Here is a 25,477-nt window from a genome sequence, read left to right as displayed (position 1 = left end):
CCTGACCCGAGGGATCCATGTCTTCCTACATCTTCGTCCAGCCGCACCTCCGATTCGGTGGTGCTGAGCGGCAGACCGTGATCGTCGCGAACGAACTCGCCGCACGGGGGCACCGCGTCGACGTCGTGCTGCACTCCGGCGGCGGCGGGCTCGTCACGATGCTCCGACCCGAGGTGACCGTCCACGTGCTCGGGATCGAGAGCCACATCGCCACGCTCGACGTCGCACGCCGGATGCGACGGGTCCTCGCCTCGCTGCCGCGGTCGCTCGTGGTGGTCAAGCTGTGGTCGTCGATCCTGGCCTGCGCGCTGATCGACCGGCACCGCGCTGTGGCACACCACGTCTTCAACTACTGCGAGGACCTCGACCCGACCGACCACGCGGACTACATCCGCCTCGGCGGTCTCAAGCAACGACTCATCGGCGCGGTCTTCCGATCGCGGTCGATCCTGTCGGCGAACACGCAGACGGTCGCGACCTCGATGACGCGGGTCTACGGGCTCGCACGCCGTCCCGACGTGATCCCGAGCACGGTCGACCCTGCCTCGGTCCGGGCCGCGGCGACAGCGAAGGCCGTCGGTCGGTCGACGGTGTTCACCGTCGTGTCGGTCGGCAGCCTGATCGAGCGCAAGGGCCTCGACGTCACGCTCGCTGCGCTCGAGGGCCTGGGCGTCCCGGTGCACTGGCGCATCGTCGGCGCTGGGCCTCTGGCCGATCGACTCGCCGGTCACCGCGACCCGAGCGGGTTGGTGCAGGTGTCGGTCGAAGGAGCGTTCGCCGAGCCCTACGGGTTCATGGCAGCGGCCGACGTGCTCGTGCACAGTGCCCGCAGCGAGGCCTGGGGCATCGTGCTCCTCGAGTCGCTGGCGGTGGGGACGCCGGTGCTCGCCGCCGACAGCATCGGCCCGACCGAGATGCAGGCGCTGCTCGGGCACCGCACCGACCTCCTCGAGCTCTTCACGAACGGCTCCGCCGCCGACCTGCGAGCGCGCCTGCTCGAGCGGATTGACAGCCGCCGCCCGTCCGACCAGGACTGCCTCGACTACATCGAACCAGTGACCCTCGACCGCGCCGCTGCCCTCTGGGAGCAGCGGGCGCAAGACCTGATGGAGACCCACGCATGACCCGGATCCTGTTCGTCTGCAGCAGCGGGGGACACCTCGACCAACTGCTCGCGCTCCTCCCCGCTCCTGCGGGCACCGAAGTCGCCATCGCCACGTTCATGAAGCCCGACGCGGTCGCCAAGGTCGCAGGTCACCGCACCTACGGGCTCCACTGGCCGACCAACCGCAGTCTCACGGCCCTGGTGCGCAACCTCCGCATCGCCGCTCGGACGCTCCGTCAGGAGCGCCCCGACGTCATCGTGAGCAGCGGCGCCGCGGCAGCCGTCCCGTTCTTCTGGCTCGGCAAACTCGTCTTCCGGACGCGCACCGTCTTCGTCGAGTGCGTCGATCGCATGGACAACCCCACGCTGACCGCGCGGCTCGTCCGGCCGGTGACGGACCGCTTCGTCGCACAGTGGGACGAACAGCTCGCCGGCTTCCCCCGGCGCGAGCGCGTGGCGGTCAGCCGATGAGGATCCTGCTCAGCGTCGGGACCCACGAGCAGCCGTTCCAGCGCCTCTTGGACGCCGCCCACGACGCCATCGCGACACGGGACGGCGACGAGTGGGTCGTGCAGCACGGTGTCGGACGGTGGTCGAGCCACCTGCCCGGTGTGCTGGTCGCGGCCGACTACTTCGACGCCGCGAGCATGCAGGCGCACATGGACTGGGCCGACGTCGTCGTCAGTCAGTCGAGTCCGGGCCTCGTGTTCGGAGCGCTCGCTTCGGGTACCTGGCCGCTGGTGCTCGGCCGTCGCGCGTCGCACGGCGAACACGTCGACGACCACCAGGTGCTCTTCGCGCGCGAGCTCGGCCGTTCCGGGCTCGCGGTCGACCTGGAACGCCCCGATGCGCTCGTCGCGACGTTGACGGCCGAACGCCTCGGCGACCCCGAGGCCCGGCGCGCCCGCTGCCGCACCGCGGCCGCGCGGTCCGCTGCGAACGCCGAACGGTTCCGCGCGGACGTCTGGCGCCTGCTGGAGGACGTCGCATGACGCTCGCACCGCGCAAGCCCCTGCCCGTGCGTGCCGCCTCGGCCGTCGCGGTCGCCGTCGCCCAACTCGCCAGGACGGCGCTGTTCGTCGGTCGTCGACGCGCCGTCACCGGCGACGCGCAGGTCGTCGTGTCGCTCACCTCGCACGGCGTGCGGCTGCGCACCGTGTTCCTGGCGATCGAGTCGATCGTCGGCGGCACGGTCCGCCCACGACGCCTGATCCTCTGGGTCGACAACGAGGCGGACCGTGCACGCGCCCTCCGTTCCCGCCCGTTGCGGCGGCTGGTCGCTCGCGGCCTCGAGCTCCGGGTCGGCGAACCGATCGGCCCGCACGGCAAGTGGTGGTCGTTCGTGCAGTCGGAGACGTCGCACGACCTCCCGCTCGTCACGGCCGACGACGACGTGCGGTACGGCCGGGACTGGCTCCGCCCCCTGGTCGAGGCGCACGAGGCCGCCCCCGACGTCATCCACTGCCACCGGGCGCACCGCATCGCACTCACCAGCGACTCGCGGCCGGCCCCGTACATGAGCTGGCCCCCGTGCCAGAGCAAGGAGCCCTCCCACGGTTCGTTCCTGACGGGTGTGTCCGGCGTGATCTACCCACCCGCCTTCCTCGATGCCCTGCGACGTGACGGCGACGGGTTCCGGCAGTGCGCTCCCCACGCCGACGACGTCTGGCTCACTGCTCGCGCGATCGCGAACGGCGTCCGGGTGGCGCAGCTCGCGGACGCCCCGCGACTCTGGTACCCGATCGTCGGCGGTCAGCGATCGGCGTTGTCCCGAGCCAACGGCATGGACGGCGGCAACGACGACCAGATCGCGGCGACGCTGTCACCCGACCTGCTCGACGTCGTCCGGCACGACGTCGTCCGGCACGACGCCAACCGGCTCGACCTCCGCGGATGAACGCGGGGCGGCCGGTCAGCTCGAGCACCGTCGTCCTCGTCTTCGGGAACCTGTTCCCGCCGGCGGCGACGTTCGTCATGGCTCCGTTCCTCGCGCACACGCTCGGTGTGAGTGGGCGTGGGGAGCTGGCAGCGGTGACGGCGCCCTTCCTCCTGGCGGTGTCCATCGCCACGTTCGGCCTGCCGGACGCCGTCACCCAGGCGATCGCCTCGGGACGCCGCCTCGCGCGTTCCAGCTGGGTGCTCGCGGCGTCCCTGCTGGGCGGTGGCGGCATCGCGGCCTTCGTGGTCGCCGTCGCCCTGGGCCCCGTGATCGTCGGCACGCACGACCCCGAGCTCCTGACCCTCGTGGCTGCCGCATCCGCTGCCACGGTCCCGGCGCTCTTCGTGTCGTTGCTCCGAGGGCGGGCGGCGGGTCGTCACGCGTGGGGGTTCGTCAGCGCCGAACGCATCGTCGGGGCGTCGGTCAAGATCGTCGGCACCGTGCTGTTGGCAGGGGCGGATCGTCTCGACATCGCCTCGGCGACGGCGCTCATCGCGTTCGCGCCGGTCGTCGGCGGGGTGGTGTACCTGTTCATGCCGCGCGGCGTCGACGACCGGTCGGCGAACGACGGACTCCGCGGTCCGGCGCTGCTCGGGTTCTCCCTCCGCAGCTGGCTCGGGTCGGTGGCCGGTGTGCTGCTCGTCCGCCTCGACCAGCTCCTCGTGCTGCCCTTGTCCGACGCCGAACAGCTCGGTCTCTACGCCATAGCGGTCAACGTGAGCGACGTGCCCCTGATCGTGACGAACGCCGTGCGCGAGGTGATGCTGTCGAACGACGCCACCGGGACGGACGACCAACGTGTGCCCCGGGTCGCCCGGGCCTCGGGCCTGCTCGCGCTCGCCGCCACGCTGCCGTTGGTCGGCACGGCCGTGTTCTGGGTCCCGCTGGTGTTCGGTGCGCAGTTCGCGCCGGCCGTCCCGGCGGTCGTCGTCACCGCCGTCGGGGTCGTGATCGGCGTGCCCGGCTCCATCGCCGGCAGCACCTTGACCGCACGCGGACGTCCGGAGCTCCGCAGCATGAGCATCCTCGTCGGGTGTCTCGCGAACGCGGTCGCACTCGTCGCCCTGGTCCCCCTGTTCGGTGCGCTCGGTGCGGCCGGCGCGACCCTCGTGGGCAACCTGCTGTCGAGCAACGGGAGCGTGCGGGGGGCCGCGCGGCTCACCGGCGCCCGGTTCCGGGACTTCTACGCCATCCGTCCGGCGGACGTCCGACACGTCGCGTCGATCACCGTCGGGCTCGTCCGCCCCGTCTTCTCGAAAGGTCCGTGATGGAGCTCCTCCGTCTCGTCGTCTGGCTGGTGTTCTGCCTGGTGTTCGTCACCACGCAGAGCTCCCGCCCGACGTTCGTCCTCGCGTCGGTCGTCGTGCTGCGCCTCGTCCTCCCCTCCACGTCCGGCAGCCTGCTCATCGGCGACTGGGAGGGGAACGGTGCGCTCCACCCGGCGACGGTCCTGCTCGGCGCGTACTGCCTGTTCGGCATGCGCGGTCGCTGGCAGGCGATCGCCGCCGAGGTCGGGCACAGACGTGGGTGGTACGCCGGGCTGACGATCGTGGCGTTCCTGCTCGTCGTCGAGGCGGTCGTCGGGAGCGGCCCGACGTCGCTCCTCGGGCTCACGAACGCCGTCCTCGCGCCGATCCTGCTGTGCTTCGCCGCACGGGTGCAGGAGCGGGTCTCGCCGGGGTCGTTGCGCCGCCTGGTGCTCGTCTTCGTGGGGACCATGGTCGTCGTCGCCGTGCTGGTGGTCCTGCAGTCGGTGTCGCACTCGGACCTGCCGTGGGGAACCGGCCCGGTGACCGGACAGTTCCGACCGCGTGGCACGCTCGACAGTGCGCTCGACCTCGGGTTCGCCGCGTCGATCGCGATCCCCCTGACCGCGTTCGTCCGACCGGTCCCCGCCCGGCTCGTCACCGCGATGCTGCTGCTGAGCGCGGTGGTCCTGTCCGCCTCGCGCGTGCCCACGGTGGTCGCGGTCGTCGGGTTCGCATGGATCCTCGTCCGGACGACCCGGTCCTTCGTCGCGATCGTCACGGCGATGGTGAGCTGTGGCGCGGCGGTCCTGGTCGTGACGCGCACCACGGTGCTCGACGGTCTGGTCGAGCGGCTGACGGGCGATGACGGCAGCTCGTCCTCGGCACGGGGAGCCGCCGCGCAGTACGTCCTCGACCACATCTGGGACCACACCCTGGTCGGCGGTGGATGGGGAGCCGCCTGGGCGCTGAAGGGCACGGTCCTCCGCACGAGTCTCGAGAACTCCTACGCGATCCTCGCCTTCGACCTGGGCCTGGTGCCGGTCGTCGCCCTCGTGGTCCTCCAGCTCGTGCCGGCACTCCGCAGCCGGGCACCGGTCGCAGCGCGCATCGCGGTCGTGGCTGGCGTCACCCTCGGGTTCTGCTACTCCGGGTTCGCGACGATGTCGGCCGCCTCGACCGTGCTCTGGCTGGCGCTGGCGCTGTGCACACCGGCCTCCGGTGTGGCCCGGGCGGCCCCGGAAGTGCCAGGCGTCGTCGACCTCGCAGCAGCGGCCAGAGTCGCTCGGACCGCACCGTCCCGAGAGCGCGCCGTGGTCTGACCGGTCGGGCCCACCGGGTGGGCGCGACCACGGAGACGGACGGGAGGCTCGGTGCCAGCTGGCACCGAGCCTCCCGTCCGTCTCGTGCGCGGTGGGTGTCCGACTGCCGCCGTCAGACGGAGCGCGCGAGTCCGGCGTCCGCGTCCACCGCTGCGGGGACCGTGACGGGCTGCCGGCAGAGCGCCACGACGGTGACGTCGTCGTCGTGCACGACCGCGTCGGCCCGCTGGGCCAGGACGGTCACGAGCGCCGCCGGGTCGCGGTCCGCTTCGCCGCGGGCGAGGGCCGCCACGGCGTCGATCGCGTCGTCGCGGCCGCCGAACAGGTCGAGCACGCCGTCGCTGAAGGCGATGAGCATGTCGCCCGGGTCGAGCGTGCCCGTCGAGGTGCGCCACTCGTCGCGGATGCCCAGACCGAGCGGCAGGTCGGACGAGCGCAGTCGCTCCACCCCTCCGTCGGCCCGCAGCACGAAGGCCAGTCCGTGTCCGGCGTCGGCCCAGCGCATCGAGCCGTCGCTGCCCAGGCGAGCGTGGAAGAGCGTGGTGAACGCGACGACGCTGCGGCCGTCCTCGGCGGTGAGCCCGTCGGACGCCCGGTGCAGCGCCATCGAGGGGTCGTCGACGGCGCGGGCGCTCCGCAGGGTCGTGCGGACGGCGGCGGCGATGAGTCCCGCGCCGACGCCCTTCCCCATCACGTCGCCCAGGCTGAGGGCGAGTCCGTCGTCGGTCGGGTACCAGTCGAAGAAGTCCCCGCCGACGCTCTTGGCCGGCAGGCAGGTGCCTGCGACCTGCAGCGTCCCGAGGGACCGCGTGTGGACGGCGGCGCTGCCGAACGGGGTGCTGCTGATCGTCGAGCCGTCCGCGGACGACGGCAGCAGGGAACGCTGCACCACGGCCGCGCGTTCGATCTCGGTGCGGACCTGCTGCTCGCGCTCCTCGGCGGCCTCGACACTCGCTCGTGCACGTCCGGCGAGCTCGTGCACGACGGCGGCCACGGAGCCGAACACGATGAGCGTGGTGCCGAGACGGACCAGTTCGCTGACGCCAGGAGCCCCGTCCGGCATGAGCACGAAGGGCGCCAGGATCACCCCGACGACGCCGGCCATCGCGAAGACGATGGTGCGACGCCGCGGCAGGGACGCCCACCACACCACGGGCAGCACGACCATGGACGTGAACACCGACGCACCCGCGCCGGTCCCGCTGCGCAGCAGTGCCAGGGCGACGAAGTCGAGCACCAGGACGACGGGGACGAATGCCGCCGCGTGCGGTGCGAACGCCGCGAACAGGGTGGCGACGGCGACGACGACGATGCTCGCCAGGAAGGCCGCCGGCCCGGTCACCGGCATGCCGGGCACGACCATCGTGAGGAGCACCGCGAGGCCGACCAGACCGCTGATCGGGGCCTGTCGGACGAGTGCGCTGTCGAAGATGCTGGTGGGGCGAGACATGCTCATCGAAGGCTAGTGGCCCGGCGGCCCGTCATGGGGTCCCCGAGTCCCCCCGAACGCGTGCCACCGGGGTACCCCGTTCGGGCGCGTGTACCCCGTCTCGGCGGCGTGCTGCCCGCAGATCCGGGGGGATGATCACGACGTTCCCTTGCGCAACCCGTGAAAGGGCGCGCAACGCTAGGGATCCGGGACGATGTCGTCGTAGGTTGTCATCACCGCAAGACGTACCCCGAACGTGACAGGAGCACCGCCATGAGCACGACCACCACGCAGACCGCGACGCCGCGCGAGGTCACCGTCGACACCGAGACCGTCGACATCATGGCGATCCTCGAAGCCGAGGCAGTCACCGGCCAGCGTGCCCAGCGCGCCCGCCTGTCCTGGACGCAGGAGACCGACGGCGAGTGGATCGCCAACTACGGCGGCTACTTCGGTGGTTCCGTCGACAAGCTCGGCGGTCGCTACGTCGCCTCGGACACCTTCGGCATGGTCGTCGGCGACTTCGCGTCGCTCGAGGACGCCCAGGCCAACCTGGCCGACCGACTGCACGTCATGCTGCCGACGGTCATCCGCCCGGTCGACTAGCACCCGGTCGACCAGCACCAGCACACCGCCGCCGACGCTGCGGCCTCGACCGCGACGGTCGGGGCGGCGCGTCGGCGTCCTCGTTCAGCGCGGCCAGGTGGCAACGACGGCCACGGCGTTGAACAGCACGTGCGCCAAGACCGCGCCGCCGATGCGCCCGGTCATCGCGACCAGGGTGCCGGTGAGCAGGCCGAGCGCGAAGGTCGTCGTGAAGACCTGCACCCCGCCGAGTTGCGTCGACGCCGCTCCGAGCAGCAGGTGCAGCAGCGCGAACAGGAACGCGGTCAGCAGCACGGCCAGGAACCGCGTGCGGGGCGTGAGCTCGTCCGCCAGGCGCCGCTGGAAGAGCCCGCGGAACACCACCTCTTCGAGGAACGGGCTGACGAGCACGATGCCGATCGCCGACACCACCAGCAGCCCGATGTCCGGCGTGCCGAGGGACGGCGCCGGGGTCAGGCCCGTCGTGCCCGTGAAGGAGATCGACAGGAACACGTCGAGCACGCGGCAGATGATGACGATCCCGATGGCGAACACGACGTCGCCCAGATCGAGACGCAGTCGTGACGCGAAGCGCGAGCGGTCGCTGCGACGCAGGACCCAGGCGGCTCCGGCCACGAGCGGCACCCACACGGCGAGGTCGGCGACCAGCACCTGCATGACCGGCGACGGGATGCCGCCGGACCGCGAGATCCCGCCCACCACGCGGGCCAGGACGACCGCCGCGCCCAGAGCGACGAGCAGGACGACCAGGTCCCGCTGTCGAGTGGTGTCGGGCTCGGTGGTGGGCTGGGCCGACTCGGAGGTCATGGGGCAACCGTAGAGGACCCGTTCTGCCCCGAGCGGTGCACATCCGAGTTCGGCTCGAAGATGTGGCACTATTTGTATGCCGTGCGCTGGGAGTATCCCGGTCTACCTGTGTCGGGACCACAGGAGCGGTTGGGATCGGGGAAGGCAGACGCGTGGAACTCCGCGACTACATCACAGTGCTGCGCAAGGGATGGGTCCTCATCCTGGTGCTCGCACTCGTCGGCGTGGCGGCCGCGGCGGGGTTCTCCCTCGTCAAGAAGCCGGTCTACTCGGCATCCGCTCAGGTGTTCGTCTCCACGGAGACCTCCGGCAGCGCCAGTGACCTGGCCCAGGGCAACACGTTCACGCAGCAGCGCGTGCTGACGTACTCGAACCTGGTGTCGACGCCGATCGTCCTGCTGCCCGTGATCTCGTCGCTCAAGCTCGACATGAACGCCGACCAGCTCGCGACGATGGTCACCGCGACCGCGCCGACCAGCACCACGCTGATCTCGATCTCCGTCAACGACACCGACCCGGTGCAGGCGGCGAACATCGCGAACGCGACCTCGCAGAGCCTGACCAACGTCGTGCAGGACATCGAGGCGACGGACGCGAACGGCGCCAGCACCGTCAAGCTCACCCGCGTGAAGCAGGCCGACGTCCCGAGCAAGCCGATCAGCCCGAACGTGCCGGTCAACGTGGCGCTCGGACTGCTGGTCGGTCTGGCACTCGGCATCGGCATCGCCGTGCTGCGCGAGACGCTCGACAACCGCGTCCGCACCGAGCTCGACGTCGAGAAGATCAGCGAGAAGCCCGTGGTCGGCGGCATCGCATTCGACAGCAAGGCGTCCGAGCGACCGCTCATCGTGCAGGTCGACCCCCGCAGCCCCCGCGCCGAGTCCTTCCGCACGCTGCGCACGAACCTGCAGTTCCTGGACCTCGGTACCGGCTCGCGCACCTTCGTCATGACGTCGTCGATGCAGTCCGAGGGCAAGAGCACCACCGTCGCGAACCTGGCGATCGCGCTCGACAGCGCCGGCTTCCGCGTGATCCTGATCGACGCCGACCTGCGCCGTCCCCGTGTCGCCGAGTACATGGAGGTCGAGGGCAGCGCCGGCCTCACCGACGTGCTGATCGGCCGCGCCGAGCTCGAGGACGTCGCGCACCCCTGGGGTCGCGGCAACCTGGTCGTCCTGCCCGCCGGCCCGATCCCGCCGAACCCGTCCGAGCTGCTCGGCTCGCTGGCGATGCAGGACCTGATCGCCCGGCTCGAGGGCCAGTTCGACTACGTGCTCTTCGACGCACCGCCCCTGCTGCCCGTCACCGACGCGGCGATCCTGTCGAAGAAGGCGAGCGGCGCGATCCTGGCCGTCGCCTCCGGCAAGACGCACAAGGGCCAGCTGGCGGCCGCCGTCGCATCGCTCGAGAACGTCGGCGCACCCATCGCGGGCTTCGTCATCACGATGATGCCGGTCAAGGGCCCGGGTGCCTACGGCTACGGCCGCTACGGGTACGGCTACGGGTACGGCACCGGTCAGGACGACGACAAGGCTCCGGCCGCGGTCAAGCCGCCCAAGCGTCCGGGCAAGCTCAGCGCCCTCCGCCGCGCGGAACGCTGAGAGGGGTTGGGGGACATGGACACGCGCCGGGGGGTCCGAGGCCTGGGACGGTCACTCCCGCGGACGACCCTGATCTGGGTCGCCGCCGTCGTGGTCGTGCTGGTGGTCGTCGACGTGGTGCTCGTCTCGCTGGCGCTCGGCCGAACCGCGCCCGAGCAGAACGGTCCGGCCGGTCCGATCCCCACGTACTCGAGCACCCCACGGTCGCCGTCCTCGGCGACGCCCGGTGCCTCCGGCACGCCCACCGCACCGGCGGAGGCCGGAGCCGCTGACGGCGCATCAGCCCGCCACCTGCTCTCCGCGATCAACGGCAAGGAGGCTTGGCGAGCCTCCAGTGGGTCGTGTCCCGCTGGGCAGCCGGTGCTGGAGCACTCCGTGGACGGCGGGGCGACGTGGGTCGCCGTCGCGCTCGCCGACGACGTGCGCGCCGTGACGGCGCTGCGCGCCACGACCGAGCAGCTGTCGGTGCTGGCCATGGTCGGCGACGACTGCTCGCCGTCCGTGCGGACCAGTGTCGACGCGGGTGCCACCTGGAGTGCCGGCCAGCCCGGGGCAGCCGGCGCAGGGATCCGCGACGCCTCCATCGTGCTGTCCACCGGCCAGGTCGAGTCGCCCTGTGCCGAACCGGTCGACGCGTACCAGGGGCAGTACACGACGCTCGTCGCGTGCGGGCGCCAGGTCTCGTGGCGCAGCGGGACCGGCGCGTGGGTCGAGGTGCCGCTGCCGGGCATCCGGGCGATCGCCGACGCCGGGGACACGTACACGTTGGCGCGGCTCGGGTCCTCGACGTGCGACGGGGTGCAGATCGTGCGCCTGCCGGCGGCGCGCGTGACCGCCGGGTCGCAGGTCAGCCCGATCGGGTGCTGGCAGGACGGCGGGTCCGAGGGGCCCGTGGCGATCGACCTGGCCGGGTCGACGCTGTGGGCGTGGGCCGGGGACCGGGTCGCGGTGTCGGTGGACGGTGGCAAGACGTGGTGACCGGGGGCTGTCCGTGACCGCGGACGCGATCCGGGCGCCGCAGGCGACGGGCGCCACCGAGGACTGGAGCCGCCGGTACTCGCGCGGTGTGCTGATCACCGACCTGCTCGCCCTGATCTGGGTCGTGTTCGGCGTGCAGATCCTGTGGCTCGGCCTGTTCTCGAATCTGTCGACGAACACCGCGGACGTTCGTCTCAGCTACTTCGGCATCTCGATCGTCGTCATCGTCGTGTGGATGAGCGCTCTGGCCCTCTACGACACCCGAGGCGACCGCGTCATCGGCGTCGGCAGCGTGGAGTACCGGCTCGTGGCCGACTCGAGCGTGCGCGTGTTCGGTCTGCTGGCGATCGCCGCGTTCCTGCTGCACGTCGATCTGGCACGCGGATACGTGTTGATCGCGTTCCCCATCGGCATCCTCGTGCTGCTGCTGTCCCGCTGGATCTGGCGACAGTGGCTCGTTGCCCAGCGCAAGCACGGTGCGTTCTCGGCGCGCGTGCTGCTCGTCGGTTCACCAGCGAGCGTGCTCCACATCGGCCGCGAGCTCGGACGCACGCCCGAGGCCGGCTATCGCGTCGTCGGCGCAGCGGTGTCGACCGGTCTTCGAGGCCTGCTCCCCGGCTCGACGATCCAGTGCCACGGCGGGTTCGACGACCTGGCCGACGCCCTCCGGGAGACCGGGGCCGACACGGTCGTGATCACCAGCTCCGACGACCTGCCGCCCGAGCGTGTCCGGCAGCTGAGCTGGTCGCTCGAGCCCGGCCGCCAGCACCTGGTGGTCGCACCGAGCCTGACGGACATCGGTGGACCGCGGATCCACACGCGTCCGGTGCAGGGCCTGCCGCTCATCCACGTGGAGACCCCGACCTATTCGGGCCGGAAGCTCTACACCAAGCGGGCGTTCGACCTGATCGGGTCGGCGATCCTGCTCATCGTGTTGTCGCCCGTCCTGCTCGTCCTGGCGATCCTGGTGAAGGCGACTTCGCCCGGGCCGGTCTTCTTCCTGCAGGAGCGCGTCGGCCTGAACGGCAGCACCTTCCACATGGTCAAGTTCCGCTCGATGGTCGTCGACGCCGAGGACCGGCTGCAGGAGCTCAGCACACTCGACCGCGCCGAGGGCAACGACGTGCTCTTCAAGATGCGCAACGACCCCCGCGTCACCCGGATCGGTGCCTTCATGCGCCGCTACAGCCTGGACGAGGTGCCGCAGCTGTTCAACGTGTTACTCGGGAACATGTCACTCGTCGGGCCCCGTCCGCCGCTGGCGCGTGAAGTCGAGCGATATGACGTCCACGTCCACCGTCGGTTCCTGGTCAAGCCCGGGATGACCGGGTTGTGGCAGGTCAGCGGACGGTCGGACCTGTCGTGGGAGGACTCGGTACGGCTGGACCTGTACTACGTGGAGAACTGGTCACTGGTGACCGATCTCGTCATCCTCTGGAGAACTCTAAAGGCCGTAACGAGCAGTGGGGGAGCGTACTGATGACTGAGACCGAAGTGGTCATCGCTCACGATTACTCCACGCAGCGCGGTGGCGCGGAACGCGTTGCTCTCGTCCTTACCCGGATGTACCCAGGCACACGATTCATGACGGCGTTGTACGACCCGGCTGCCAGCTACCCGGGTTACTCAGCGGTCGACGTTCGCCCGTCTCTCTTGAATCGCGTGCGTACCTTCCGACGCAATCCGCAACTCGCCCTCCCAGTACTCCACTACGCGTGGACGCTCCGCCGGCCGGTGTCAGCAGCAGCGGTACTTGTCAGTTCGTCTGGATGGGCGCACGCGGTGCGTGTGTCACAAGAAACCGTGAAAGTGGTCTACTGTCACAATCCACCCCGGTGGATCTACCAGACAGACGAGTACCTCATTGAGCGTTCCTTGTGGGTTCGATTGGCCCTCGGGGCTCTCCGACCGGTGCTCTTTCGATGGGATCAGCGAGCGGCGAAAAGCGTCGACCGATACATTGCAAATTCCGCGAGCGTGGCGGCCCGTATAAAAACTGCCTACGGGATCGACGCTCAGATCATCCATCCTCCCGTCACGATCGATCCAAGTGCTTGGCAGACTCGGCCTGGCGGAGTTCCCGACGGATTCTTCCTCACGGTCGGACGTCAACGTGGCTACAAGGGCACTGCAAACCTCATAGCAGCCTTCGAGGAGATGCCGCACGAGAACCTCGTGGTGGTAGGGGGGAGGCGAGAAGATTCCTCCCGGAACGTCTTCGTTATCAACGACGTGGCCGAAGCGGAACTGCGGTGGCTGTACGACCGAGCGACGGCGCTTCTCAGCGTCTCGAAGGAAGATTTCGGGTTGACACCGATCGAAGCCAACTCGTTCGGCACTCCCGCTCTGCTGGTGAAGGCAGGCGGCTTCCTCGACAGCCTGGACGAGGGAACGTCGGGTTTGTTCATCGAGGACACATCGATCCGGGGGATTGTGAACTCGGTGGAGACCTTCCCTCGACACTGGGACTCCGCGAAGATCAGAGCACATGCCGCCCGTTTTTCCTTCGAGGAATTCGAACGCAAGCTCAAGCAAGTGGTGACCGACACCGTGGAGAACCTTGCTGACCCGGAACACATCGGCGAAGACACCGCTTACGCGAAGAGGAACATCGTTGACTGATACGACCGTGGGCGTAGTGATCGCTAGCGTCGGGCGGCCGCGCGACCTCTCCGAGTGTCTCCGCTCCGTGGCGGAACAGGGTGTGAGCGCTGACGAGGTGATCGTTGTCGCCCAGGTGACCGACGAAGCAACGTCACGCACTGCGCGCGAGGCTGGGGCGTCAGTGGCGTGGGTCGAACGACCTGGCCTGGCTCTCGCGCTGGAGAGGGGTATAGCCAACGCGACGACTGACATCATCGCGTTCATCGACGATGATGCTCGCGCTCATCCCACATGGCTCGAACAAGTCAGGGATTCGTTCATCTCGAATCCGAGGCTGGGCTTGCTCGGTGGGCGGGACAACGTCGGAGGAGACGCATCTACTGGCGGCGCTGGCCTCCCTGTAGGTCTGCTCCGCCGTGGCAAGGTGATCGGAAACCATCATCGTGGCCAGGGGCCGCCTCGCGCAGCTCACCACGTGAAGGGGGCCAACATGAGTATGCGGCGGCGAGCCGTGGATTCCATACCGCTTGCAGACCTCGTCACCGGGAGCGGCGCACAGGTTCGGAATGAGTTCGTTCTGAGCCTCGCGGTACTTGCCCAGGGCTATGAGGTGACGTATGACCCATCAATTCAGGTCGACCACTTTCCCGCGGAGCGAGGGCTTGGAGATGGTCGAGTGACGGCTGACCCGCAGCGCACCTTCGTGCGGCGCTCCAACGAGGCAGCTGCGCTGCAATTCGCTGGGATGTCGTTGACATGGGGAGTCTTCCTCATTCGCGCGATCTTCCTCGGAGACCGCGGCGCTCCGGGGCTTCTCTTGGCCCCAGTCAGTGACCAAGGATTTGTGCAACTGAGGGCCGGGGTACGTGGTCTGCTTGATGGAAGCCGTCGAGGTTCGCGGATGCGTCGTGGTCGAGTGAAGCGTGTATCCGAGTGAGTGAAATGATCGAGCGCAGGTTCCTCCCGGCTCCCACCGGGCGCTTTTCCGGAAGCGTCGGCTTCATCGGCGCTGGTGTGCTACTCACTGTCGCGATTGTGTTCTTGGCAACAAGGGCGGGTCTGCAGGTAGCTGTGTTCGCGCTACTCATCTTCGGTATGGCTGCTGCCTTCAACCGCGCTGTCATGTTGGGCGCGATCGTAGTCCTTGTTCCATTCATACCGTTGCTGCGTCGGCTTCTCGCCGACGGTACCGATTCAGACAATGACCCGTTGGCGATAGTCCTGGTCGTTGCGGTCCTCGTCGTTCTCCTCGCTTCACTGAGACAGATGTTTCGCGCACGTGGCGGTGTTCGTACATTCAACCTTGCCGCCCTACTGGTTCTCGTCTCAGTAGCAGGAACCCTGGTTGCAACTCGTGGGGCGTCGACAGCTGGGATTTTCAGCGCGGTTGCAATCCTGGCGTGTCTCGGAGTTGCGAGCGGGGTGTCCGCTGGAGTGGTGCCGGACGTGTGGCCGTTCCTCGAACGGTGTCTGCCGTTGCTCGGTGTCGTGAGCGGCGCCTATGGCATACTGCAGTTCTACGTCTTGCCGGGTTGGGACCGCGCGTGGATGCTCAGCTCGGGCTTGCGAAGCATCGGCCAGGCCCTGCCCATGCAGGTGAGGGTGTTCGGGCCGTCTGAAGCCCCCGGGCCATACGCCTTCATTCTCGGACTCTGTGTGACAATCGCCGCGAGCAGGGCGCTCACGACCAGGGGGAAGAGTCGGGTCTCAGCAGTGTTACTCGTCGCATTCCTCCTGTTCCCGATGCTCCTCTCAGGTGTCAGGACCGCGATCTTGGGCGTCGCCATCGCGTTGTGCGCCATCCTCTTCCTCCGAGCAAAAGGCCTGAGTCGCGTTGTACCTGTGATCTTCCTAGCCGGGTTGTTGTTCGCGCTAAACTATGTGCAGGGGCGCCTCGCCGGAACGAGCGCCCTGTTCTCCGGCAGCAGATACGGTCAATTCGATGCGGCCACGGATAATTCACTGCAACAACGACTGGAGATCCTCGCACTTCTTCGCGAGCCCAGTAGGTTTCTGGTTGGTAACTCCAGTGGTCTGCGTTACGACAATGTGGTGGTCGATTTACTGGTCAACTTCGGCGTCGTGGCAGCGCTCGGAACTGTCTTGAGCCTGATGGTCGTGGCGGTGGCCGCGTTGTCGAACCTGAGGTCGGGGGACAACGACGTCGCGGCGGCTGCGTCGGTGTTCTGCCTCGTCACGGCAGCAAGTGGAAACATCTACCTCTCCGGCTTCGGCGTCCTGGCGAGCCTGGCTTTCGGATCGACGCTCGCGTCCTGGCGGCGGAAGAGAGCGCGACAGGCCCATCCCGAGTCGTCCTCGACGGAGGTGACCGCAAATGGCTGAGGCGCTTCCGCACTCCCTTCAAGTCCTGCACCTCGATCACACGGAGGAGCGCGGCGGTGCGGAGCTTGCGCTCGCGCGGCTCTTGCGAGCGCATCCGCGGTGGCGGGCAACGCTCGTCCTGCCCCGTCGACGCAGAAGTTCGAAAGTGAGCCAAGACGCCTTCGGCGGATTCGAAGCGGATGAACTACAAATAGTTCGTACAGGACCAGCATCGTCCGCCGGTGCGAGCCGGTCCGGAGCGGTGATCCCGTTCCTTCGGTTTGGTTTCAATGTCGTGGCTCAGGCCGTCGCCGTACACCGGCTGTCGCGCCGGACGAAGCCGGACATTCTCTGGGCGAACAGTTCGCGGGCGGCGGTGTATGCGGCACTCGTCCCTAAGCGGAAGATGTCGAGACTCGTCATTCACCTCCGTGATCGCGTGGACGTCGAGTCGATGGGACGGTTCGGCTTCCTTGCCATGAGCAGACTCGTACTTCCGCGCGCCGACGCGATCGTCGCCAACTCCCGGAGTACGTTGCGTTCGGCGCAGAGGTACCTTCGGCCGGACGCTCGAGTCGAAGTCCTGCAGAGTTCTGCGGGACTCGAGCGTGTCCCTCCGGGGACGTCGAGAGCGGCGTCGAGTGGCGGAGCGGATCCCCTCAGAATAGGCATGGTCGCACGCCTCGATCCATGGAAGGGGCAGCATCTCGTGGTGGAAGCGTTCGCGATGGTTCGGGCCGGGACGACGAGGGCCATCTCGCTTCATCTCGCCGGAGCCGCTGACTTCGGGCACGAGGATTACCTTGATGAGCTTCGGACTCGAATCAGTTCGTCGGGTCTGGACGACTCGGTCACGCTCGAGGGTCGGGTGGAAGACGTGAACAGTTTCCTCGACACCATGGACATCTGCGTGCAGTACTCCACGAGGCCAGAGCCGCTCGGCCAGAACGTCTTGCAGTACCTGGCGAGGGGTGTCGCTGTCCTGGTGGCTGCCGAAGGCGGACCACTTGAATGGGTGACGGACGGTAAGAACGGCATCCTGGTTCAGCCACGATCGGCCGGAGCGCTGTCTAACGCGCTGTTGGGCCTGATCGAGAACGATGACAAGCGAAGGGCTCTGGCGAGCAATGCGGTCGACACCCCCGGCTTGTTGAGCGACGAGGAGGTCGCTGAAGGGAGTGCGAGGTTCCTGGAGGAATTCATGGGCCTGGAAGGGGCCGAAACGTGAACATAACGATGACTGGCTCGGAGTGGTTTGGGTCGCGGCCGGGTGGTCTGAACCGATACTTCGCGGAGCTCCACGAGGCGCTTGCGGAGCAAGACGGAGTCAACGTCCGTGCCCTGGCCTTCGGTGAACCGCCGCTCAACGGGAGGACTTGGGGGCCCACGGGCCTTTCGTTCTTGCGGCGTGTCGCGCAGGCAACCGTAGACGTTGAATCTGCAGACGTCATCGACAGGCACTTCAGCCTTTACGGCCGGCTTCCACTAAGATCGGCTCGCCGAGCAAGCTTCCTGAATGTAGTTCACTTCCACGGCCCTTGGTCGGCTGAGAGTCTCGTCTCAGGAGGCCGGTCATTCACAAGCCGGACCAAGCGACGAATCGAAAAGATCAGGTACGCCTCGGCGGACGTCATCATCGTACTTTCGGATGCGTTCAAGGAGCTTCTGATCAGGGACTACGAGGTGCCCGCCTCGAAGGTCCGAGTCATCCCGCCTGGAGTTCGGATGCTCTTCGACACCGGGAAACGTACAACGCCTGACCATCCAGTTGTCCTATGTGTGCGTAGGCTCGAACGCCGCATGGGGATTGATGACCTGCTCGACGCTTGGCGAGTCGTCCATGAGGCATACCCGGACGCCGAGTTGCGCATCATTGGCGACGGTAGCGAGCGTGAAGCACTGCGCGCGCAGAGCATTACGCTGGGTCTCGAGGGGACCGTGAAATTCCTCGGCAGAACTTCGGATTCGGATCTGCACGAGGAATATTTACAGTCCACTCTCACCGTCGTACCGACGAGAGCGCTCGAAGGATTCGGACTGATCGCCTTGGAATCGCTTGTTCGCGGTAAAGCACCGATCGTGACGAACTGCGGCGGTCTCCCAGACTCGGTTCGAGGACTCGACCCTTCACTCGTCGTCGAACCGGCGTCTCCCGAGCAGCTTGCAGAGCGGCTGGTGGCGGGTATCGGTGGGTTGATTCCAAGCGCGGAGGAATGTCGACGTCACGCTGGGCTGTTTTCATGGGAGCGTGCTGCTAAGGCGCATGTCGCGGTATACGAGGAGATTCTTGCCTCACGCAAATAATCTCCGAATCGCGAGCGGCGGCAAGCTTCGAGTGACGCTCGTCAGCCCGGAGTGGCCTGGAGACAGTCATTCCGGCGGTGTTGCTCGGTACGCCTTGCGCTTGGCGGAGCGCCTGCGTGAGCATGTAGATCTGACCATCGTCACTGTTGATGGCAACGGCGCAGACCTGTCCGGAACAAATGTACTGCGAACAAAGCGCCATCACGGGCGGTTTGGTAGGTACTACGCCCTTCCATTCCGTCTTCGTAAGTTGGTGCGGCAAAGTCAACCGGATGTGGTACACAGCTTCGGAGACGATTGGGCGCTCGGTCACCGGTGGCCCATGGTCCGTACCTTTCACGGCTCGGCGGCAGGGGAGGCTCGGTCCTCGCGAGGATTGCGTCGGTTGAATCATTACGTCTTGGCGATTCTGGAGCACTGGTCCGCTCGTCGGGTTGATGTGCGGATCGCTGTCGGAGCCGATTCAATGGAAGAGTTCCGCTGTGATACCGCAATGCCGCCTGTTGTGCGACTGAATCGGTCGACTAGCAGGGCGGCGGTCCCTTCCGTTGTCTTCATCGGTTCGTTCCACGGGAGAAAGCGTGGCTGGATGGTCGCCGAGTCGGTCGATCGGCTTCGACGACAGAGCGGGCTCGAGATCGGCCTGACGGTTGTGGGACCGGCCGACGATCGCAAGAACTGGCCGAGCTACTGTCTGCACCTAGAGGGAGTGTCAGACGCAGAAGTCCATGAGTGGATCGGTCGTTCGTGGGTCCTCGCCGCACCCTCGTCCTACGAGGGGTTCGGCATCCCTGCCTTCGAAGGGCTGGCTCTCGGCACCCCGGTCGTGACCTCGCCGACCCCAGGGGCAGAATTCTTGCGTTCGCTCCTCGACGGCCACGTTGGATTCGACATCGTTCCCGACCAGGATTTCACAGACGCCCTGGCGGCTGTCCTACTCGCTTCTCCTCCTGACCAGACGTCGATGCCGTTGACACAAGTCGAGCCGGTACTCGAACTCGCGGAAACGGAACGACTGGTCGGCGAGGTCTACCAACGAGCCATCGATCGCTTCGAGCGGTCGAGACGGAGACGCTCGTAATGAAGGACACTTCGGCTCTCTTCTCGCCGGTGCGGCGCGCTCGACGGCTCCTCCAGACGGCCGGTGTGAGCTACCTCGGGATGGCACTCAGCGTGATTTCTGCACCGATGCTCGCCCGCGAGCTCGGCGCCGACGGTCGCGGAGCCCTGGCCGCCTCGTTTGTGCTCGTGCAACTGCTCTCCTGGAGTGCTTTTCTTGGATTACCGCGCGGGGAAGCGCTCCAGGAACTCCGAGAGGGTGCGGCGTCCCGGCGTGGACTCATCGTGGTCGGCCTGCTCGGCCCCGTTACGGCGGCCATCGCTTTCTCAGTAGCCGATTTGGCCTCCAACGGGGACGAGCGGATCGCGACGGGCATCCGAGCGGCGTCGTTCGTACTCGTGTTCGCAGGGATCGGGGCCGTCGGTACCGAGAGAGCGCTGTTGCGCGGGCAAGTACACGCGGTGAACCTGGTACGCGGTGTGAATTTGGTGTTGCCCTCGGTCGCGGTGATCGTCGCCTACTTCGCGGGCGTGCTGACCCTGACCAGCGCGTTCTTGTTCACGCTATGCGCGCAGGCTCTCGCAGTCCTTCTGGGAGTTGTACTGGCCATACCGACCATCCGGGCGCGCAGACCGGTCCGGACCCCGTGGAGGTTCAGCCTGCACTACTGGGCGGGATCGGCGTTCGACGGAATCGGAGCCAGGGTCGACCAGCTCATCCTCGCCGCCTTAGTCGTGCCAAGTCAGCTGGGTGTGTACGCCGTCGCTGTCACGTGTGCCAGCGCCGCTGGCGGCTTCACACAGGCGTTGAACCAGTTGACGTACGCGAGGCTCGCCGATACGACCAGCAGCACCGGAGGAGCGGACCTGCTGAGGCTTCGTTCGCTGCTGGGAGTATGCATGTCTGTCGTCGGTGGCGGTCTGATCATAGCTGTGGTGGCGATATTCGGAGGATGGCTTTTCGGTCATTCCTACGACGGACTCTTGCCGGTCGTCAGCGTCCTCGTCGTCGCTCAGGCATTGAGCGATCAGTGGCAATTACGAACCTATGCTGACTCGGCTTCGGGGAAACCGGGTGCTCTCATGTGGGCTTCGGCGATCGCGACGGCAATGCTCATCGTCGTGGCCACTTGCCTAGGCGTAACTGGTCTCCTGAACGGCCTCGCAATGGCGGTACTGATCACCGCGTTCTCGTCAGCACGGTTGGTCGTTCGGAGGATCCTACTGAGGGCCGGTTCAGTCCGACGTGCGGGGAGGTCCGAGAAACAACTATGAAACATTCCGGCTTCGAGAGGCTTAACCATGTCTTTTCTCCTCGCTGACCCGTCGGCCCTCTGGTATTTGTCTACCCGACTACATGCGCGTGGCCACCGTCGGCTGGCGAGGCTGATCAAGGGGTACAACTACCTCGTGTTTCACGCAGTGCTCCCGCCGGAAGCGAGACTGGCCGCGCCTGTTGTGCTCGGACACCTCGGATTGGGCGTCGTCGTGCATCCGAATGTTTCGCTCGGCAAGGGAGTGAGGCTCTGGCACGGCGTCACGCTCTCCGTCACTGACTCGCTCAACTCTTCGTCTCGCCTGACCATCGGCGACAATGTCACCTTTGGAGCTGGTTGCGCGGTGGTCAGTCGGGAGCGTGAAGGACTCACGATATGTAGCGATGTCGCGATCGGAGCCAATGCCGTTGTCACGCGCGACATCAGCGAAAAGGGTAACTACGGGGGCGTTCCTGCAGTCAAGTTGGCGAAAATCGCGAGGCGCCCTGACCGGCCGATGTCGCCCGCTTAGGCCTGATGTCGTCTAGCCTGTTCAACCTTGAAGTGCTTTTCAGATGGAGGATTTTCTTGTCACGGTTTGGACAAAGAGTTCTTCGCGAGTTCAGGGTTCTTCGTGCCCGAATCAAATTCGGCTCGCGGGGCGTGAAGTACGGTCTGCGCCCCTCGATGGAACACGCGGCACCGCGGATAGAAAACTCGGGTGCAATCTCAGTTGGTCGTCGAGCTCGCTTTCTTGGAGCTGAATCGAGGAGTGTTGTGAGGGTGCGATCAGGTGGGAGTCTGATCATCGGAGATCACGTGTTGGTCAACTCCGGAGCCACGATCGATGTGGTTGATCGCGTCGAGATCGGGAACGACGTGAAGATCGGATCAAACGTCGCCATCTCAGACAGCCGCGCGCACGAGATGGTGGCTGGTGATGGTGTTATATCCGCCCCTGTCCACATCGGTAACAACGTCTGGCTGGGCCGGGGCGTCTTCGTCTCTCCAGGTGTGTCGATCGGAGACAACTCGATCGTGGGTGCCGGCTCTGTCGTCACAAAGGATGTCCCCGCGGACACCGTCGTTGCGGGCGTGCCTGCTCGACCGATCAACACGCTTCGACGATCTTCGGGTCCCCGTCGCTGACCGAGCTTGTCACCCGCACTTCCGTTGCCCTCCGCGAGGATGCGCTCTCGCTCAGCTTCGCCTCGCAACCTATAGATTGGCGACATGTCCGACCTGCCTGAGTCCGGACGCACTGCAGCACGACGGGGGTCAGGGGCCCGCGTTGTCCTGTGGGTCGTCCTCGCTCTCGTCCTCCTGCTGATCTTCGCCGTCGCGTGGATCGGCATCCGTGGTGTCCTCGCGAAGGGGCACCTCGAGCGAGCCGTCGGCGACGTGGACACCCTGCGGTCGCAGCTGACCAGTGGCGACACCGCGGCGGTCCAGTCCACCGCGAAGCACCTGGAGGACGAAGGTGGCGCCGCCCGCTCGCTGACGGGCGACCCGATCTGGGGTGCGTCGCAGTACGTGCCGTTCTTCGGGACGAACCTGCGCGCGGTCCGCCAGATCTCGGTGGTCGTCGACGATGTGGCGCGGGATGCGGTCACACCGGTGTCGAGCGTCGTCGGGGACTTCAGCACCGACAGCTTCGCGCCGAAGGACGGCCGGATCGACCTGCAGCCGATCGAGGACGCGCAGCCAGCGATCGCGAAGGCGACGAGCACGTTGCAGCGCGCAGAACGGGACGCGGAGGCGATCGACACATCGGACACACTCTCGCCCGTCACGTCGGCGGTCGGTCAGCTGCAGAACGCATTGCAGTCGGCGTCGACGCAGGCGGCGACCGCGAACCGGATCGTCGAGCTGGCGCCAGCCATGCTCGGGCACGACGGTGACCGGAACTACCTGCTGCTGTTCCAGAACAACGCCGAGCTGCGCGCAGGTGGGGGCATCCCGGGAGCCGTGGCGCGCCTCCAGGTCGACGACGGCCACATCAGCCTGCTGAGCCAGGCCGCCGGATCCTCCTTTGGCCCGTACGACCAGCCGGTCCTGCCGCTTGCGGCGGACACGGCCAGCCTCTACGGGTCGATCACGGGCGAGTACATGCAGGACGTGACCCTGACGCCGCGCTTCGACGTGTCCGCGCAGCTGGCGCGCGAGATGTGGAAGCAGAAGTTCGGGGAGCAGGTCGACGGCGTGCTGGCGATCGACCCGGTCACGCTCAGTTACATCCTGCGCGCGACCGGACCCGTACAGCTGCCGACCGGGGACACACTGACGTCGGACAACGCGGTCAAGCTGCTGCTGAGCGACGTCTACGCCAAGTACACCGACCCCACGGCGCAGGATGCGTTCTTCGCAGCGGCCGCCAGCTCGGTGTTCGAGAAGGTGTCGAGCGGGAGCTTCGACACCAAGCAGTTCATCGCCGCGCTGACGCAGGGCACGTCCGAGGGGCGCCTTCGCCTGTGGAGCGCCGACCAGGGCGAGCAGCGCCAGATCGACGACACGGCTGTCGCCGGATCCCTGCCGAGCGCGACGAAGGCCACCCGGCAGTTCGGCGTCTACCTGAACGACGGCACGGGCTCGAAGATGGACTACTACCTCGACAAGACGGTTGCAGTCGGCAGCTCGATCTGCCGGAAGGACGGCCGACCGACCTCGGTGGTGCAGGTGACGATCAAGAACACCGCTCCCGCCGACGCTGCGACGTCCCTGCCCGAGTACGTGACGGGTGGCGGGGACTTCGGTACCGAGCCCGGCAAGATCAAGACGCTGATCGCTGTGTACGCGCCGACGAACGCGATCTACCTCGGGTCGTCGCAGGACGGCAAGCAGGTGGGCGTGCAGACGACGTCGGACGGCGGGCATCCCGTGGCGCAGCTGCAGACCCTGCTGGCACCGGGGGAGAGCACCACGTTCCGGGTGGCGTTCCTCGGCGAGGCGAAGTTCGCGAACGCGGGTGTGCAGGCGATCTCGACGCCCGGGGTCCGCCAGGGCAAGGTCGAGCCGCTGTCGATCGACTGCGCGAACCCCGCGCAGGGCTGACCGGCGCACAGGCAACCGCGAACCATACGGCCGCGAACGCTCCCAGAACCCTTTGTCCACGTCGTGTTCGTCCCCAGAACGCGGCGATTCCTGCCCCCATTCCGGGGGGCGAGCGTCGAACCTGGCCGATCGGACAGCAGTGGAACGGGCGTGCGCTCAGCTTCGGCTCAGGGGGTCAAAACCGGCGTGACCGCTGCCTGAACTGGGGTTTTGGTGAATCGTTCGGATGTGGCCCGGCCGCCGGGTGTCCGGCAGTCAGCGGCGTCCGTCGAAGAGTTCACGAGATTGTTGCATCGGAGGTGGCAACATCCTGGGAGAAACCGATAGATTGAGCGAACTTCGTAAATCGCGCCCGCCATCACCAAGGCCGGGGCCGACGAGGAACCGAAGTTGCGGGCTCTGGGACTCAGGGTCTTGAGGATCAGATCACTAGGGGAAACTTCATGAAGAAGCTCATTGCTGCGGTCGTGCTGGCTGGGGCCGCACTGCTCGCGACGCCGGCCGTTGCCAACGCCGCCGGCTACACGCCCGACTCGTCCGTCTCCGTCTCCGGCAACTACGCCGCCGGTGGCACCGCCGCGGTGAGCTTCACGCCGGGTGCGTTCCAGGACAACGAGACCGTTAACGTCCAGGTCACCGGCGCTGGCGCCGTCACCCTGGGTGCGCTGCCGACCACCACCGTCTCGAAGTCCTACACGGCTGCGTCCGACGGCTCGCTCGTCGTCCGCGTCACCTTCCCGGCCGGTGCCTCGGGCACCTACAACCTGACCGCCACGGGCGCCACCTCGGGTGTCGTCGGCCTCGCGTCCTTCACGGTCGCACCGGCTGACGCGGCCGCTGCTGCTGCCTCGGGCTCGAACGGCACCAACGGCACCCTCGCCTTCACCGGTGGCACCATCTCCGCCCTCGCCCTCTGGGTCGGTGGCGGCGCTGTCCTGCTCGGTGGTGGCCTGCTGGTCGTCCGCGGCTCGGTCCGTCGCCAGCGCGAGACCGTCTGAGTCTCGACACACTGAACGAAGCCCCCGCAGCCATCTGGCTGCGGGGGCTTCGTCGTTCCGGCGTGGGGCGGCACCCATTGGCACCCGGCCGCCCCTGCGCTGGTCAGCGCGTCGCCAGTGCCACCACCACCAGCACCACGGCGACCACGGCCACGATGACCAGCACGACGTACAGCCAGACCGGCGTCCGCCCGGGTCGCTTCATCTGACGGGGGGAGCGGTCGCGGGAGTCCATGTGGCGGAGTGTGCGGCACCAACCTGTGGGCTGTACCGCTCCACCCGCATTCCCGATCCGTCGGAGTTGTTGGACCGTGTCCAGATCGCGAGTACCCCGCTGCGGACCTGTACCCCGAAACGCGATCGTACCGGCCCGGAAACACGGGGATCATCCTGTCCTCCGCATTGACAGATCCCGTGAATCCACGGGAGTGGTCGCGGCACCGGGGGCGCAGGACATAGCGTTGCAGACGTCAGGACACGTACCCCGGATCGCCAAGGAGCAGCGACATGAGCATGACCGAGACCCACCCCAACGTCGCCGAAGTGACCCTCGACACGGAGACCATCGAGGTCATCGCTGCCATCGAAGCCGAGGTCGTCACCGCTGCCGAACCGCAGCGTGCCCGCATCCTCTGGACCCGCCCCGACACCGGCCTGTGGGCTGCGAACTACGGCGGCTACTACGGCGGCACGGTCGACAAGCAGGGCACCCACTACTTCGTGTCCGACACCTTCGGCCAGTACGTCGGGGACTTCCGGACCCTGGCAGAGGCGCAGGCCAAGCTCGCCGAGCGACTGCACACGGTCCTGCCGGACGTCATCCGCCAGGCCAGCTGACCAGCCCCACCC

At 67.3% G+C, this 25,477-nt stretch carries 25 protein-coding genes; 22 read left to right on the top strand and 3 right to left on the bottom strand.

Annotation, left to right across the window (positions count from 1 at the left end; genetic code table 11):
- Window positions 1-17 precede the first annotated feature (17 nt).
- Genes ASG04_RS09950 through ASG04_RS09925 form a run of 6 tightly spaced genes read left to right on the top strand, consistent with a single transcriptional unit; the run spans window position 18 to window position 5,613 of the window.
- Entirely contained in the window at window positions 18-1,124 is a 1,107-nt protein-coding gene (locus tag ASG04_RS09950) for a glycosyltransferase (RefSeq protein ID WP_056123209.1), read from the top strand.
- Complete coding sequence (locus ASG04_RS09945) at window positions 1,121-1,576, top strand: polysaccharide biosynthesis protein (RefSeq protein WP_056123208.1); 456 nt, start codon at window positions 1,121-1,123, stop codon at window positions 1,574-1,576. Before ASG04_RS09950 ends, ASG04_RS09945 begins: the two co-directional genes overlap by 4 nt.
- Window positions 1,573-2,097 carry a glycosyltransferase gene (locus ASG04_RS09940; RefSeq protein ID WP_056123205.1) on the top strand — a complete coding sequence of 175 codons (525 nt, stop codon included), beginning with the start codon at window positions 1,573-1,575 and terminating at the stop codon, window positions 2,095-2,097. Before ASG04_RS09945 ends, ASG04_RS09940 begins: the two co-directional genes overlap by 4 nt.
- Window positions 2,094-3,002: a hypothetical protein gene (locus ASG04_RS09935; protein ID WP_056123202.1), complete on the top strand. Its 909-nt coding sequence runs from the start codon at window positions 2,094-2,096 to the stop codon at window positions 3,000-3,002. Before ASG04_RS09940 ends, ASG04_RS09935 begins: the two co-directional genes overlap by 4 nt.
- Window positions 2,999-4,312 (top strand): lipopolysaccharide biosynthesis protein, encoded by a 1,314-nt coding sequence (locus ASG04_RS09930; RefSeq protein ID WP_056123199.1) that lies wholly within the window; start codon window positions 2,999-3,001, stop codon window positions 4,310-4,312. Before ASG04_RS09935 ends, ASG04_RS09930 begins: the two co-directional genes overlap by 4 nt.
- Window positions 4,312-5,613, top strand: coding sequence for an O-antigen ligase family protein (locus ASG04_RS09925; protein ID WP_056123197.1), 1,302 nt, complete (start codon window positions 4,312-4,314; stop codon window positions 5,611-5,613). Before ASG04_RS09930 ends, ASG04_RS09925 begins: the two co-directional genes overlap by 1 nt.
- Before the next feature lie 112 nt (window positions 5,614-5,725).
- Here ASG04_RS09925 and ASG04_RS09920 read toward each other — a convergent pair whose 3' ends face one another.
- On the bottom strand, window positions 5,726-7,063 hold the full coding sequence (locus tag ASG04_RS09920; protein ID WP_056123195.1) for a PP2C family protein-serine/threonine phosphatase: 1,338 nt from the start codon (window positions 7,061-7,063) through the stop codon (window positions 5,726-5,728).
- A gap of 252 nt (window positions 7,064-7,315) precedes the next feature.
- Here ASG04_RS09920 and ASG04_RS09915 point away from each other — a divergent pair, with 252 nt between their 5' ends.
- A complete protein-coding gene (locus ASG04_RS09915; protein WP_056123193.1) occupies window positions 7,316-7,648 on the top strand; it encodes a hypothetical protein in 333 nt (110 codons plus the stop codon).
- An 84-nt stretch (window positions 7,649-7,732) separates the two neighbouring features.
- Here the strand turns inward: ASG04_RS09915 and ASG04_RS09910 are convergent, their stop codons facing one another.
- The gene (locus ASG04_RS09910; RefSeq protein ID WP_056123191.1) at window positions 7,733-8,455 is read right to left on the bottom strand and encodes a type II CAAX endopeptidase family protein; all 723 of its coding nucleotides are present in this window, start codon (window positions 8,453-8,455) and stop codon (window positions 7,733-7,735) included.
- Window positions 8,456-8,607: 152 nt separating this feature from the next.
- Between ASG04_RS09910 and ASG04_RS09905 the strand changes: the two genes are divergently transcribed.
- The 14 genes from ASG04_RS09905 to ASG04_RS09855 all read left to right on the top strand — a co-directional run bounded on the left by ASG04_RS09905 (window position 8,608) and on the right by ASG04_RS09855 (window position 24,628).
- A complete protein-coding gene (locus tag ASG04_RS09905) occupies window positions 8,608-10,056 on the top strand; it encodes a polysaccharide biosynthesis tyrosine autokinase (RefSeq protein WP_056123188.1) in 1,449 nt (482 codons plus the stop codon).
- A gap of 15 nt (window positions 10,057-10,071) precedes the next feature.
- Complete coding sequence (locus ASG04_RS09900) at window positions 10,072-11,034, top strand: hypothetical protein (protein WP_056123185.1); 963 nt, start codon at window positions 10,072-10,074, stop codon at window positions 11,032-11,034.
- A gap of 13 nt (window positions 11,035-11,047) precedes the next feature.
- Entirely contained in the window at window positions 11,048-12,514 is a 1,467-nt protein-coding gene (locus tag ASG04_RS09895; RefSeq protein WP_235515506.1) for a sugar transferase, read from the top strand.
- Window positions 12,514-13,656 (top strand): glycosyltransferase, encoded by a 1,143-nt coding sequence (locus ASG04_RS17135; protein ID WP_082517949.1) that lies wholly within the window; start codon window positions 12,514-12,516, stop codon window positions 13,654-13,656. Before ASG04_RS09895 ends, ASG04_RS17135 begins: the two co-directional genes overlap by 1 nt.
- A 7-nt stretch (window positions 13,657-13,663) precedes the next feature.
- Window positions 13,664-14,575 (top strand): glycosyltransferase family 2 protein, encoded by a 912-nt coding sequence (locus tag ASG04_RS18085; RefSeq protein ID WP_414835827.1) that lies wholly within the window; start codon window positions 13,664-13,666, stop codon window positions 14,573-14,575.
- Window positions 14,572-15,981 (top strand): hypothetical protein, encoded by a 1,410-nt coding sequence (locus tag ASG04_RS09880; protein WP_156463606.1) that lies wholly within the window; start codon window positions 14,572-14,574, stop codon window positions 15,979-15,981. Before ASG04_RS18085 ends, ASG04_RS09880 begins: the two co-directional genes overlap by 4 nt.
- Window positions 15,974-17,188, top strand: a complete 1,215-nt coding sequence (locus ASG04_RS17125; RefSeq protein ID WP_082517946.1) for a glycosyltransferase family 4 protein — start codon at window positions 15,974-15,976, stop codon at window positions 17,186-17,188. Before ASG04_RS09880 ends, ASG04_RS17125 begins: the two co-directional genes overlap by 8 nt.
- Window positions 17,185-18,264, top strand: coding sequence for a glycosyltransferase family 4 protein (locus tag ASG04_RS17120; RefSeq protein WP_200938448.1), 1,080 nt, complete (start codon window positions 17,185-17,187; stop codon window positions 18,262-18,264). Before ASG04_RS17125 ends, ASG04_RS17120 begins: the two co-directional genes overlap by 4 nt.
- A complete protein-coding gene (locus tag ASG04_RS18030) occupies window positions 18,224-19,345 on the top strand; it encodes a glycosyltransferase family 4 protein (RefSeq protein ID WP_321164487.1) in 1,122 nt (373 codons plus the stop codon). Before ASG04_RS17120 ends, ASG04_RS18030 begins: the two co-directional genes overlap by 41 nt.
- On the top strand, window positions 19,345-20,598 hold the full coding sequence (locus ASG04_RS09865) for an oligosaccharide flippase family protein (RefSeq protein ID WP_056123157.1): 1,254 nt from the start codon (window positions 19,345-19,347) through the stop codon (window positions 20,596-20,598). Before ASG04_RS18030 ends, ASG04_RS09865 begins: the two co-directional genes overlap by 1 nt.
- Before the next feature lie 27 nt (window positions 20,599-20,625).
- Window positions 20,626-21,111, top strand: coding sequence for a serine acetyltransferase (locus ASG04_RS17425; RefSeq protein WP_156463605.1), 486 nt, complete (start codon window positions 20,626-20,628; stop codon window positions 21,109-21,111).
- 131 nt (window positions 21,112-21,242) lie between these two features.
- Window positions 21,243-21,728, top strand: a complete 486-nt coding sequence (locus ASG04_RS18025; RefSeq protein ID WP_162241708.1) for an acyltransferase — start codon at window positions 21,243-21,245, stop codon at window positions 21,726-21,728.
- 84 nt (window positions 21,729-21,812) lie between these two features.
- Window positions 21,813-23,630 carry a DUF4012 domain-containing protein gene (locus tag ASG04_RS09860; RefSeq protein WP_056123154.1) on the top strand — a complete coding sequence of 606 codons (1,818 nt, stop codon included), beginning with the start codon at window positions 21,813-21,815 and terminating at the stop codon, window positions 23,628-23,630.
- 443 nt (window positions 23,631-24,073) lie between these two features.
- Complete coding sequence (locus tag ASG04_RS09855) at window positions 24,074-24,628, top strand: hypothetical protein (RefSeq protein ID WP_056123151.1); 555 nt, start codon at window positions 24,074-24,076, stop codon at window positions 24,626-24,628.
- A gap of 103 nt (window positions 24,629-24,731) precedes the next feature.
- On the opposite strand, the gene ASG04_RS17990 is transcribed toward ASG04_RS09855, so the two are convergent.
- Window positions 24,732-24,863 (bottom strand): hypothetical protein, encoded by a 132-nt coding sequence (locus ASG04_RS17990; protein WP_268750892.1) that lies wholly within the window; start codon window positions 24,861-24,863, stop codon window positions 24,732-24,734.
- Window positions 24,864-25,135: 272 nt separating this feature from the next.
- On the opposite strand from ASG04_RS17990, the gene ASG04_RS09850 reads away from it, so the two are divergent.
- Window positions 25,136-25,465 (top strand): hypothetical protein, encoded by a 330-nt coding sequence (locus tag ASG04_RS09850; protein ID WP_056123149.1) that lies wholly within the window; start codon window positions 25,136-25,138, stop codon window positions 25,463-25,465.
- The last annotated feature ends 12 nt before the right edge of the window (window positions 25,466-25,477 follow it).

Origin of the sequence: Curtobacterium sp. Leaf183 (genome assembly GCF_001424385.1) — a bacterium.
Taxonomy (GTDB): Bacteria; Actinomycetota; Actinomycetes; order Actinomycetales; family Microbacteriaceae; genus Curtobacterium.
This window is presented reverse-complemented; position numbering and strand designations above follow the sequence as displayed.

What these genes read in the sequence shown, in the direction of transcription:
- ASG04_RS09950 (WP_056123209.1), top strand. Translation starts at nt 18, where the DNA reads ATGTCTTCCTACATCTTCGTCCAGCCGCACCTCCGATTCGGTGGTGCT.
- ASG04_RS09945 (WP_056123208.1), top strand. Translation starts at nt 1,121, where the DNA reads ATGACCCGGATCCTGTTCGTCTGCAGCAGCGGGGGACACCTCGACCAA.
- ASG04_RS09940 (WP_056123205.1), top strand. Translation starts at nt 1,573, where the DNA reads ATGAGGATCCTGCTCAGCGTCGGGACCCACGAGCAGCCGTTCCAGCGC.
- ASG04_RS09935 (WP_056123202.1), top strand. Translation starts at nt 2,094, where the DNA reads ATGACGCTCGCACCGCGCAAGCCCCTGCCCGTGCGTGCCGCCTCGGCC.
- ASG04_RS09930 (WP_056123199.1), top strand. Translation starts at nt 2,999, where the DNA reads ATGAACGCGGGGCGGCCGGTCAGCTCGAGCACCGTCGTCCTCGTCTTC.
- ASG04_RS09925 (WP_056123197.1), top strand. Translation starts at nt 4,312, where the DNA reads ATGGAGCTCCTCCGTCTCGTCGTCTGGCTGGTGTTCTGCCTGGTGTTC.
- ASG04_RS09920 (WP_056123195.1), bottom strand. Translation starts at nt 7,063, where the DNA reads ATGTCTCGCCCCACCAGCATCTTCGACAGCGCACTCGTCCGACAGGCC.
- ASG04_RS09915 (WP_056123193.1), top strand. Translation starts at nt 7,316, where the DNA reads ATGAGCACGACCACCACGCAGACCGCGACGCCGCGCGAGGTCACCGTC.
- ASG04_RS09910 (WP_056123191.1), bottom strand. Translation starts at nt 8,455, where the DNA reads ATGACCTCCGAGTCGGCCCAGCCCACCACCGAGCCCGACACCACTCGA.
- ASG04_RS09900 (WP_056123185.1), top strand. Translation starts at nt 10,072, where the DNA reads ATGGACACGCGCCGGGGGGTCCGAGGCCTGGGACGGTCACTCCCGCGG.
- ASG04_RS17135 (WP_082517949.1), top strand. Translation starts at nt 12,514, where the DNA reads ATGACTGAGACCGAAGTGGTCATCGCTCACGATTACTCCACGCAGCGC.
- ASG04_RS17125 (WP_082517946.1), top strand. Translation starts at nt 15,974, where the DNA reads ATGGCTGAGGCGCTTCCGCACTCCCTTCAAGTCCTGCACCTCGATCAC.
- ASG04_RS18030 (WP_321164487.1), top strand. Translation starts at nt 18,224, where the DNA reads ATGTCGCGGTATACGAGGAGATTCTTGCCTCACGCAAATAATCTCCGA.
- ASG04_RS09865 (WP_056123157.1), top strand. Translation starts at nt 19,345, where the DNA reads ATGAAGGACACTTCGGCTCTCTTCTCGCCGGTGCGGCGCGCTCGACGG.
- ASG04_RS17425 (WP_156463605.1), top strand. Translation starts at nt 20,626, where the DNA reads ATGTCTTTTCTCCTCGCTGACCCGTCGGCCCTCTGGTATTTGTCTACC.
- ASG04_RS09860 (WP_056123154.1), top strand. Translation starts at nt 21,813, where the DNA reads ATGTCCGACCTGCCTGAGTCCGGACGCACTGCAGCACGACGGGGGTCA.
- ASG04_RS09855 (WP_056123151.1), top strand. Translation starts at nt 24,074, where the DNA reads ATGAAGAAGCTCATTGCTGCGGTCGTGCTGGCTGGGGCCGCACTGCTC.
- ASG04_RS17990 (WP_268750892.1), bottom strand. Translation starts at nt 24,863, where the DNA reads ATGGACTCCCGCGACCGCTCCCCCCGTCAGATGAAGCGACCCGGGCGG.
- ASG04_RS09850 (WP_056123149.1), top strand. Translation starts at nt 25,136, where the DNA reads ATGAGCATGACCGAGACCCACCCCAACGTCGCCGAAGTGACCCTCGAC.